The organism is Saccharopolyspora shandongensis, from assembly GCF_900106995.1.
Classification (GTDB): domain Bacteria; phylum Actinomycetota; class Actinomycetes; order Mycobacteriales; family Pseudonocardiaceae; genus Saccharopolyspora; species Saccharopolyspora shandongensis.
Map to the genome: position 1 here is coordinate 1 of NZ_FNOK01000109.1, position 10,573 is coordinate 10,573.

Annotated in this window: 10 protein-coding genes and 1 rRNA gene; all 11 read right to left on the reverse strand. The window is 70.6% G+C overall.

Annotated features, from left to right (window positions below; all coding sequences use genetic code 11):
• Positions 1-166 (reverse strand): 16S ribosomal RNA (locus BLW84_RS45290); the annotation flags it as partial.
• A gap of 597 nt (positions 167-763) precedes the next feature.
• Entirely contained in the window at positions 764-2,038 is a 1,275-nt protein-coding gene (gene tyrS / locus BLW84_RS45295) for a tyrosine--tRNA ligase (RefSeq protein ID WP_093278845.1), read from the reverse strand.
• A 33-nt stretch (positions 2,039-2,071) separates the two neighbouring features.
• Positions 2,072-2,695 (reverse strand): DNA-3-methyladenine glycosylase, encoded by a 624-nt coding sequence (locus BLW84_RS45300; RefSeq protein ID WP_093278847.1) that lies wholly within the window; start codon positions 2,693-2,695, stop codon positions 2,072-2,074.
• A 34-nt stretch (positions 2,696-2,729) separates the two neighbouring features.
• Positions 2,730-4,151 (reverse strand): argininosuccinate lyase, encoded by a 1,422-nt coding sequence (gene argH / locus BLW84_RS45305; protein ID WP_093278849.1) that lies wholly within the window; start codon positions 4,149-4,151, stop codon positions 2,730-2,732.
• Positions 4,148-4,705, reverse strand: coding sequence for an arginine repressor (locus BLW84_RS45310; protein WP_093278851.1), 558 nt, complete (start codon positions 4,703-4,705; stop codon positions 4,148-4,150). Before BLW84_RS45310 ends, argH begins: the two co-directional genes overlap by 4 nt.
• Entirely contained in the window at positions 4,702-5,628 is a 927-nt protein-coding gene (argF, locus tag BLW84_RS45315) for an ornithine carbamoyltransferase (protein WP_093278853.1), read from the reverse strand. Before argF ends, BLW84_RS45310 begins: the two co-directional genes overlap by 4 nt.
• The gene (locus BLW84_RS45320) at positions 5,628-6,818 is read right to left on the reverse strand and encodes an acetylornithine transaminase (RefSeq protein WP_093278855.1); all 1,191 of its coding nucleotides are present in this window, start codon (positions 6,816-6,818) and stop codon (positions 5,628-5,630) included. Before BLW84_RS45320 ends, argF begins: the two co-directional genes overlap by 1 nt.
• The gene (gene argB / locus BLW84_RS45325; protein ID WP_093278857.1) at positions 6,815-7,735 is read right to left on the reverse strand and encodes an acetylglutamate kinase; all 921 of its coding nucleotides are present in this window, start codon (positions 7,733-7,735) and stop codon (positions 6,815-6,817) included. Before argB ends, BLW84_RS45320 begins: the two co-directional genes overlap by 4 nt.
• Positions 7,732-8,892, reverse strand: a complete 1,161-nt coding sequence (gene argJ, locus BLW84_RS45330; protein WP_093278859.1) for a bifunctional glutamate N-acetyltransferase/amino-acid acetyltransferase ArgJ — start codon at positions 8,890-8,892, stop codon at positions 7,732-7,734. Before argJ ends, argB begins: the two co-directional genes overlap by 4 nt.
• Positions 8,889-9,293 carry an ACT domain-containing protein gene (locus BLW84_RS45335; protein WP_093278861.1) on the reverse strand — a complete coding sequence of 135 codons (405 nt, stop codon included), beginning with the start codon at positions 9,291-9,293 and terminating at the stop codon, positions 8,889-8,891. The genes argJ and BLW84_RS45335 overlap by 4 nt, the downstream gene beginning before the upstream one ends.
• Positions 9,290-10,318, reverse strand: coding sequence for an N-acetyl-gamma-glutamyl-phosphate reductase (gene argC, locus BLW84_RS45340; protein WP_093278863.1), 1,029 nt, complete (start codon positions 10,316-10,318; stop codon positions 9,290-9,292). Before argC ends, BLW84_RS45335 begins: the two co-directional genes overlap by 4 nt.
• Positions 10,319-10,573 lie beyond the last annotated feature (255 nt).

Here is a 10,573-nt window from a genome sequence, read left to right on the forward strand (position 1 = left end):
ATTAGACCCCGTTTCCAAGGCTTATCCCAGAGTGCAGGGCAGATTACCCACGTGTTACTCACCCGTTCGCCACTCATCCACACCCGAAAGTGCTTCAGCGTTCGACTTGCATGTGTTAAGCACGCCGCCAGCGTTCGTCCTGAGCCAGGATCAAACTCTCCAACAATGCTGTTGAACAATCCCAGCAGACACTCAAACCCAACCGGGCGAGCGTCATACTCAAAGAAACCACCAACCACACACAATCTGCATGGTCGGGGGCATAAAAGAACACTAACCAAAACAGTCCGCTGTTGAGTTCTCAAAGAACACACCCACACCATCACCCGGCCCAATCGGGACCGCAGCTCCGGGGAGCATTTTCTTTCTCGCTTTTGCTGTTGACCAGAGTAGCAGACCCTTTTTTCGGCTTTTCCGGGGGGTCACCCCCACCGGCTTGCCGTATTTCGGCTCGCTATTCAGCCCGGTCGCAGCCAAGCATTCTTTCATCAAAGATCTGGTCGGAAACCGCAACCTCGTCGCGCGGACAACTTGGTCCGGCGTTCGAATTTCGATTTCCTGATCGGGACGCCCACTCTACCACCCAGAGGCAGGAGCTTGGTTCGCGACCCCGTGTCAGTGCCCGGTCCGTTTTTCATCGGCCCGTTCCGCGCTGACTTGAAATAATTTACGCGTCTTTCAGCGTCGAGTCAAATCGGCTCGAATCAGCACCAGCGGAGCCCGAACATGCAGCTCAACGCCCCTTTCCGGTGCTGATTCCAGGCTAGTGCACGACCCGAACGCCCGCAGTGTGACGCTTGCCACGGCGGATCACCAGCCAGCGGCCGTGCAGCAGGTCGTCCTTGCTCGGCGACCACTCCTCATCCGCGATCTTGCCGTTGTTGACGTACGCGCCGCCCTCCTTGATGGTGCGTCGCGCCGCGCCCTTCCCGGTGGCAAGACCGGTTTCGACGAGCAGGTCCACGATCGTCGGGGCGTCGGCGAGCCGGGCATCCGCCGTCGGCACCGCCGCCATCGCCGCGTCCAGGGTCGCCTCGTCGAGCTCGGCGATCTCGCCCTTGCCGAACAGCGCCTGGCTGGCCGCGACGACCTTGCGGGTCTGATCCGCGCCGTGCACCAGCGTGGTCAGCTCCTCGGCGAGCTTGCGCTGGCCGGCCCGCAGCTGGGGCCGCTCCACCGTGCTCCGCTCCAGCTCGTCGATCTCCTCGCGGTCGAGGAAGGTGAACAGCCGCAGGTACTTCGCGACGTCGGCGTCGGCCGCGTTGACGAAGTACTGGTACCAGGCGTACGGCGTGGTCATCGTCGGATCCAGCCAGACGTTGCCGCCTCCGGTGGACTTGCCGAACTTGCGGCCCTCCGAGTCGGTGACCAGCGGCAGGGTCAGCGCGTGCGCGGCGACCGACTCCTGCTTCCGGACCAGGTCGACGCCGGCGATGATGTTGCCCCACTGGTCCGAGCCGCCGAGCTGGAGCCGGGTGCCGTACTTCCGGTACAGCTGCACGTAGTCGTTGGCCTGCAGCAGCATGTAGCTGAACTCGGTGTAGGACATGCCGTCGGTTTCCAGCCGCCGCTTGACGGTCTCCCGCGCCAGCATCGTGTTCACCGAGAAGTGCTTGCCGATGTCCCGCAGGAACGCCGTGACCGGCAGGTCCGCCGTCCAATGCGCGTTGTTCTCCATGATCGCGCCGGTCGGCGAGTCGTCGAAGTCGACGAACGCGGACAGCTGGGCGCGGATCTTGTCGGTCCACTCCAGCACGGTGTTCTCGTCGTGCAGGTTGCGCTCGCCGACGTCGCGCGGGTCGCCGATCAGGCCCGTGGCGCCGCCGGCCAGGACCACCGGCCGGTGCCCGGCCTGCTGGAAGCGGCGCAGCGTCAGGATCGGGATCAGGTGCCCGGCGTGCAGGCTGGGGCCGGTCGGGTCGAAACCGGCATAGAGCGTGAGCGGGCCTTGGTCGAGTTCCCCTCGCAGCGAGTCGAGGTCGGTGGATTGCGCGATCAGGCCGCGCCAGGTCAGCTCGTCAAGGATGTTCTCACTCACGCGTCCAAGTCTCGCTCATGCGAGCAACCGGGTTTACGTCCGGGCCTGGATGCGGCGGCGGCCGCCGCGCCGGTACGAGCTGACCGCCGACGAGCCGTCCACCCAGGTCCGCCAGGGCAGGTCCATCGCCGCGGCGACGCCGACCCGGGGCCCGCTGCGGATGTCGTCCTCGCCGACCGGAGTGCCGTTGTACAGCCGGACGGGCGACTCCGGGTCGGTGAGATCGACGCCGTTGTGCTCGCGGGTGATGCCGAGAACCCCGGCCAGCCGGGCGGGCCCGCTGGCGAGCTGGGTGTCCTTGCGGACCGCCGGGCGGCGAGAGCGGGCGAGCTCGGCGCCCGTGGTGATCTCCCCGGCGCGCAGCAGCACCGCGCCGGGGACACCGTCGGTCAGGCACACGACGTTGATGCAGAAGTGCATCCCGTACACGAAGTACACGTACAGATGACCGGCCGGACCGAACATCACGGCGTTGCGCTCGGTCTGCCCGCGGTAGCAGTGCGACGCGGGGTCGTCCAGGCCGCGGTAGGCCTCCACCTCGACCAGGCGCACGCCGACCTCGCCCTGCGGCCCGGTCGACCGCAGTTCGCAGCCGAGAAGGCGGCGGGCCACCCACAGCGGATCGAGGGCAAGTTCGTCGCGTGTCACCTGACTCACAGGCAAGACACTACCGGTCGTGCCCAAACCGTGATCACTTAGACAGCCACTCGCGATGTTGCCGCACGTTGTCGACGACGCGTTCGCGCTGCTCGGCCACCCGGTTCGGGGCGGTGCCGCCGTGCGCGTCGCGGGAGGAGATGGAGCCCTCGACGGTCAGCACCTCGCGCACCTGCGGGGTGAGCGCGGGGTTGGCCGCGTCGAGTTCCTCGTCGGTCAGGTCCTCCAGCCCGACGCCGCGGGCCTCGGCGGTGCGCACGCACTCCCCCGACGCCTCGTGCGCGACCCGGAACGGGACGCCCTGGCGCACCAGCCACTCCGCGATGTCGGTGGCGAGGGTGAAGCCGGCGGGCGCGAGCTCGGCGAGCCGTTCGGTGTGGAAGGTCAGGGTGCCGAGCATGCCCGCCATCGCGGGCAGCAGCAGCTCCAGCTGCTCGACGGAGTCGAAGACCGGCTCTTTGTCCTCCTGCAGGTCCCGGTTGTAGGCCAGCGGCTGCGCCTTCAGCGTGGCCAGCAGGCCGCCGAGGTTGCCGATGAGCCGCCCGGACTTGCCGCGGGCCAGCTCGGCGACGTCCGGGTTCTTCTTCTGCGGCATGATCGAGCTGCCGGTCGCCCAGGCGTCGTCGAGCGTCACGTAGCCGAACTCGGCGGTGTTCCAGATGATCACCTCTTCGGCGATGCGCGAGAGGTTCACGCCGAGCATCGCGAGGCAGAACGCCGCCTCGGCGGCGAAGTCGCGCGAGGCGGTGCCGTCGATGGAGTTGTCGACGGCGCCGGCGAAGCCGAGCTCGGCGGCGACGGCCTGCGGGTCGAGCCCGAGCGAGGAGCCCGCCAGGGCTCCCGAGCCGTACGGGGAGTACGCGGTGCGGGCGTCCCAGTCGCGGAAGCGCTGGACGTCGCGCAGCAGCGCCTGGCAGTGCGCGAGGAGGTGGTGCGCCAGCAGCACCGGCTGCGCGTGCTGCAGGTGGGTGCGGCCGGGCAGCACCGCGTCGGGGTGCTCGGTGGCCTGGGCGACGAGGGCGTCGACGATGTCGAGGACGCCGGCGACGACGCGGCGGTTGGCGTCGCGCAGCCACATCCGGAACAGCGTGGCGACCTGGTCGTTGCGGGAGCGCCCGGCACGCAGCTTGCCGCCGAGTTCCGGCCCGACGCGTTCCAGCAGGCCGCGTTCGAGGGCGGTGTGCACGTCCTCGTCATCGATCACCGGCGTGAAGGTGCCCGCCTCGACGTCCGCGGCCAGGACGTCCAGGCCCGCGAGCATCCGCTCGAGTTCGTCGGCGGTGAGCAGCCCGGCGCGGTGCAGCACGCGGGCGTGGGCGCGGGATCCGGCGATGTCGTAGGGCGCCAGTCGCCAGTCGAAGTGGGTCGACAGGCTCAGCGCGGCCATCGCCTCGGCCGGGCCGGAGGCGAACCGGCCGCCCCAGAGCTTGGTCGGCTCGCTGCCTTGCTGCGTCACGGTGTTCCCCTGGTCTGGTGTCGGTCGTCGTCATCCATTGTGGACCGCGGCGTTTCGGCGTCCGCTTCGGATTGCCCTTCGCCCGCGGCCATGTCGGTGAACCGGGCGGCCAGCTGGTGCCCGGTGAGGGGCTCGCGGGCGACGATCATCACGGTGTCGTCGCCCGCGATGGAGCCCACCACCTCCGGCAGCGCCGCTCGGTCTATGGCGCTGGCCAGGAATTGCGCCGCGCCCGGCGGGGTACGCAGGACGGTCAGGTTCCCCGCGCCGTCGGCGCCGACGAGCAGCTCGCCGAGCAGCCGGCTCAGCCGCGACGTGCCGCCCTGCACGCCGCGGACCGGACTGCCGTCCTCGGGGATGACGTAGACCGCCGCCCCGCCGTCTGCACCCCGCAGCTTGACCGCGCCGAGTTCGTCGAGGTCCCGCGACAGCGTCGCCTGGGTGACCTCGATGCCGTCGCCCGCGAGCAGCTTGGCCAGCTCGGTCTGGCTGCGGATGCCCATCGACGCGACCAGTTCGATGATGCGGGCCTGCCGCGCGACGCGGGTCGTCATGGCTGTCGCACCAGCCACGCCAGCAGCGCCTTCTGCGCGTGCAGGCGGTTCTCGGCTTCGTCGAACACCGCGCTGGCCGGGCCGTCGAGCACCTCGTCGGTGATCTCCATGCCGCGGTGCGCGGGCAGGCAGTGCAGCACGGTGGTGTCGGTCTTGCCGGTGGCGGCCAGCAGTTCGGCGTTGACCTGGAACGGCCGGAACGGGCTGACCCGGTCCTTGCCGTCGTTCTCCTGGCCCATCGACGTCCAGGAGTCGGTGACCAGCACGTCCGCGCCTTCGACCGCGCCGTTCGGGGTGGTGAACAGCTCGACGGAGCCGCCGGTCTCAGCGGCGCGCTCCCGGGCCGCGTCGAGCACCCAGTCCAGCGGGCGGAAGCCCGCCGGCGCGCCGATGCGGACGTGCATGCCCGCGGTGACGCCGCCGACCATCAGCGAGTGCGCCATGTTGTTGGCGCCGTCGCCGAGGTAGGTCATGGTGAGGCCGGCGAGCTTGCCGTGCCGTTCCCGGATGGTCTGCAGGTCGGCGAGCACCTGGCAGGGGTGGAACTCGTCGGTGAGCGCATTGACCACCGGCACCCGGGACACCGAGGCCATCGCGTCGATGCGGGCCTGCGCGAAGGTCCGCCACACCACGGCGTGGACGTAGCGGGACAGCACCCGGGAGGTGTCCTCGATGGTCTCCTCGCGGCCGAGCTGCATCATCCGCCCGTCCACGACGACCGGCTGGCCGCCGAGCTGGGCGATGCCGACCTCGAAGGACAGCCGGGTGCGGGTGGAGTTCTTCTCGAAGAGCACCGCGATCGACTTGGGCCCGGCCAGCGCGTCGGAGCCGAACGGGTCGGCCTTGAACTGGTCGGCGAGGTCGAGGACCTCGGCCTGCTCGGCGGGCGTGAGGTCGTCGTCGCGGAGGAAGTGCCGGGGCATCAGTGGTTCTCCTTGCCAGCGTCGAGCAGCGCGGGCAGGGCGGCGAGCAGCCGCCGCACCTGGTCGGGCCGCACGATCAGCGGTGGGGCCAGCCGGATCGCGTCGGGCTGGATGGGGTTGATCAGGAATCCGGCGTCCTGCGCGGCGGCGGCGATCTTGGCCGACACCGGCTCGGTCAGGCCGACGCCGATGAGCAGACCCGCGCCGCGCACCTCGCCGATCAGCGGGTGGTCGAGCTGCTGCAGGCCGGTGACCAGTTCCTTGCCGACCTGCTCGACGTGTTCGAGCAGCCCGTCGGCGGCGATGGTGTCCAGCACCGCCTGCGCGGCGGCGCAGACCACCGGGTTGCCGCCGAAGGTGGTGCCGTGCTGGCCGGGGTGCATCAGGTCGCCTGCGGCGCCGATGCCGATGCAGGCGCCGATCGGCAGGCCGCCGCCGAGGCCCTTGGCCAGGGTGATCACGTCGGGCACGACACCGGCGCGCTGGAAGGCGAACCACGAGCCGGTGCGGCCGATGCCGGTCTGCACCTCGTCGAGCACCAGCAGAGCGCCGTTGCGGGTGGCGATCTCCCGGGCCGCCTGGAGGTATCCCTCGGGCGGCACGATCACGCCGTTCTCGCCCTGGATCGGCTCCAGGAACACCGCCGCGGTGTTGTCGTCCACTTCGGACTCCAGCGCGGCCACGTCGCCGTAGGGCACGTGCACCACGCCGGGCGGCAGCGGTTCGAAGGGCTGCTGCTTGGCGGGCTGGCCGGTGAGCGCGAGGGCGCCCATGGTGCGGCCGTGGAAGCCGCCGTGCGCGGCGACGAGCTTGGCGCGGCCGGTCAGCCGCGCGATCTTGAACGCGGTCTCGTTGGCCTCGGCGCCGGAGTTGCAGAACAGCACCCGGCCCTGGCCGGTCGCGCCGGCGAGGTCCAGCAGCCGTTCGGCGAGCTTGAGGCCCTGCTCGTGCACGTAGAGGTTGGAGACGTGGCCGAGCTTGCCGATCTGCTCGGAGACGGCGCGCACCACGGCGGGGTGCGCGTGGCCGAGCGCGTTGACCGCGATGCCGCTGAGGAAGTCCACGTAGATCTTGCCGTCGGCGTCGGTCACCTCTGCGCCCGAGCCGCTGACGAGGGTCAGCTTCGGGGTGCCGTAATTGTCCATCATGGACGCTTGCCAGCGCTGCGCTCCCGCGGCGTTGGTGGTCATGAGTTCTCGCCTTCCTCTGCCTGCGCCGGCAGCACCATCGTGCCGACCCCTGCGCTGGTGAACACCTCGAGCAGAACCGAGTGCGCGAGGCGGCCGTCGATGACGTGCGCCCGCGGCACCCCGCCGCGCACCGCGCGCAGGCAGGCCTCCATCTTCGGGACCATGCCGCTGGACAGGCTCGGCAGCAGCTCCGCCAGCTGATCGGCGTCCAGGCGCGACACGAGCGAGCCGCGGTCCGGCCAGTTGGTGTAGAGGCCCTCGACGTCGGTGAGCACCACGAGCTTCTCGGCGCCGAGCGCGACCGCCAGGGCCCCGGCGGCGGTGTCGGCGTTGACGTTGTGGACCACGCCGTCGGCGTCGGGGGCGACGGTCGAGACGACGGGGATGCGGCCGGCCTTGATCAGGTCGACCACCGCATCCGCGTTGACCGACACCACGTCGCCGACGAGCCCGACGTCCACGGCTTCGCCGTCGACCGTCGCGGTGCGTCGCTCGGCGGTGAACAGCCGGGCGTCCTCGCCGGACATGCCGACCGCGTACGGCCCGTGCTGGTTGATCAGCCCGACCAGTTCGCGCCCGACCTGGCCGACCAGCACCATGCGCACCACGTCCATGGTCTCCGGGGAGGTCACCCGCAGGCCGCCGCGGAACTCGCCTTCCATGCCGAGCCGGTCGAGCATCGCGGTGATCTGCGGGCCGCCGCCGTGCACCACCACTGGGTGCAGGCCGGCGAGGCGCAGGAACACCATGTCGTGCGCGAAGGCGCGCTTGAGCTCGTCGTCGATCATCGCGTTGCCGCCGTACTTGATCACGACGGTCGCGCCGTGGAAGCGCTGCAGCCACGGTAGGGCTTCGACGAGGACGCTGGCCTTCTCGGCCGCGGTGGCCAGCCGGTCGCTGGCTTCTTGCTGGGTCATGACGAGTACGCGCTGTTCTCTTCGACGTAGCCGTGGGACAGGTCGGTGGTCAGGATGGTCGCCGCGTGCTCGCCGAGGTGCAGGTCCACGACGATCTCGATGGCGCGCCCGGACAGGTCGGCCTCGCTGCGATCGCGGGCCTTGGTGCCGTTCGCGTAGAGCGTCACGCCGTTGGTGGCGATCTCCAGCTTGGCCACGTCGATCTCGGCGTCGACCCGGCCGAGCGCCATCGCGATCCGGCCCCAGTTCGGGTCCGAGCCGAACATCGCGGTCTTGACCAGGTTGTCCTCGGCGATGGTGCGCCCGATGGCGACCGCGTCGGCCTCGCTGACCGCGCCGCGCACGGTGACGTCGATGGTCTTGGTGGCGCCTTCGGCGTCGTCCTGCAGCTGGCGGACCAGGTCCGTGCAGACGGCGGTGAGCAGCCCGGTGAAGTCCTCTTTGGACGGTTCGACGCCGGAGGCGCCGGAGGCCAGGACGAGGACGGTGTCGTTGGTGGAGGTGCCGCCGTCGACGTCGAGCCGGTCGAAGGTGACCCGGGTGGCCGCGCGCAGCGCCTCGTCCAGGTCGTCGCCGCCGATCACCGCGTCGGTGGTGATGACGCTGAGCATGGTGGCCAGGTTCGGCGCGAGCATCCCGGCGCCCTTGGCGAAACCGCCGACCGACCAGCCCGCGTCGTGCTTCCCGAAGGCCTGCTTCGCCTTGCTGTCGGTGGTGAGCACCGCGGTGGCGGCGTCGAGCCCGGCCTGGTCGGTGGCGTCCAGCGCCTTCGCCGCGGTGTCCACACCGGACAGCAGCGCGTCCATCGGGAGCCGCTCGCCGATCAGGCCGGTGGAGCACACCGCGATCTCGATGGCGCCGACGCCGAGCACGTCGGCGACCTTCTCGGCGGTGGCGTGGGTGTCCTGGAAGCCCTCCGGGCCGGTGCAGGCGTTGGCGCAGCCGGAGTTGAGCACCACCGCGCGGAGCTTGCGCTCCGTCAGCACCTGCTGCGACCAGAGCACCGGCGCCGCCTTGACCTTGTTGGTGGTGAACACCCCGGCCGCGGCCTGCCGCGGACCATCGTTGACGACCAGCGCGACATCGCGCGCGCCCGCGGCCTTGATCCCGGCGGCAATCCCCGCCGCCCGGAAACCGGCAGGTCCGGTCACGCTCATTGGCTCTCCTCGATATCCACGGTGTGCCCAGCGGAGGTCAGCACCTCGGCGGCCCGCACGGCCGCGTCGGCCGGGACCAGGATCCAGTCGGTGTCGAATGTGGACAGGCTGAAGACGCTGATCTCGGCGTCGGCCAGCGGCGCCAGCAACGCCGCGAGCACGCCGGTCAGCGCGAAGTCCAGCGGGCCGTCGATCTCCAGCGCCCGGAACGGCCCCTCCACCCGGACGTCCGGGCCGGACTCGGCCGCCAGCGAGTACGGGAAGATGATGGTGCGGCCCGCGTCGGTGGTCAGGCTGCCGTGGATCGGCGCGGTGCCGCCGGTCAGCGCCAGGCTGATGTGCGCCGGAACCATGCCGACGGCCAGCTGCTCGGCGTGCAGCCGAAGCTTCAGCCGGCTCATGGCGCCACCCCGACCAGCGGCAGCCCGGTGGTCTCCGGCAGCCCGACCGCGAGGTTCATGCACTGCACGGCGCCGCCGGCGGTGCCCTTGGTGAGGTTGTCCTCGGCGCCGACGATGATCAGCCGCCCGGCGTCCGGATCGATCGCCAGCTGCAGGTGGACGGTGTTCGCGCCGAGCGTCGCGGAGGTCTGCGGCCAGTGCCCCTCGGGCAGCACGTGCACGAACGGCTCGTCGCCGTAGGCGTCGAGGTAGGCCTTGCGAGCCACGTCCGCGTCGACGCCCGCGCGCAGCGGGGCGGAGCAGGTGGCGAGGATGCCGCGCGACATCGGCGCGAGGACCGGCGTGAACGACACCTTCACCGGCCGCCCGGCCACGGCGCTGAGGTTCTGGATCAGCTCCGGCGTGTGCCGGTGCGCGCCGCCCACGCCGTAGACGCTGGCGGAGCCCATCACCTCGGCGGAGAGCAGGTGCGGCTTGAGGGCGCGGCCGGCACCGGAGGTGCCGGTGACCGCGACGACGACGGCGTCCGGCTCGACGAGCCCGGCGGCGAGCGCGGGGACGAGCGCCAGCGAGGACACCGTCGGGAAGCAGCCGGGGACGGCGACGCGGCGGGAGCCGCGGAGCCGGTCCCGGGCGCCGGGGAGCTCGGGGATGCCGTAGGGCCAGGTGCCGGGGTGTTCGCCGCCGTACCAGCGGGCCCAGTCGGTGGGGTCGTTGAGCCGGTGGTCGGCACCGCAGTCGATGACGATCGCGTCGTCGCCGAGTTCGGCGGCGATGGCCGCGGAGTGGCCGTGCGGGAGCGCGAGGAAGACGACGTCGTGGCCGGCGAGCTCGGCGGCCGTGGTGTCGGCGAGGACGCGGTCCGCCAGCGGCAGCAGGTTCGGGTGGTGCTGCCCGAGCCTGGTTCCGGCGTTGCCGCCCGCGGTCAACGCGCCGATCTCCACCTCGGGGTGCGACAGCAGCAGGCGGAGCAGTTCCCCGCCCGCGTAGCCGCTAGCCCCGGCAACTGCCACTCGAACCGTCATGCGGATGATTATGCACTCCAATGCAACATTAATCAAACGGGCGTTCGGCCGCGCGGCGAACGCCACGTTCACCCAGCTAGACGAGGCGAACGGACCGTTCACTCCAATACTCCCACCGAACGGCGGCCGCAGGGCTCGTGAGTGGTTCGAGTCGCTACCGCAGCCTGTCTTCGCTCAGGACCTCGTGAACAGTTTGTGTCTCAGGACCTCGTGAACACTGGCTGGCCTGCTGTCTGTGATCATCAGTGGTGGGCG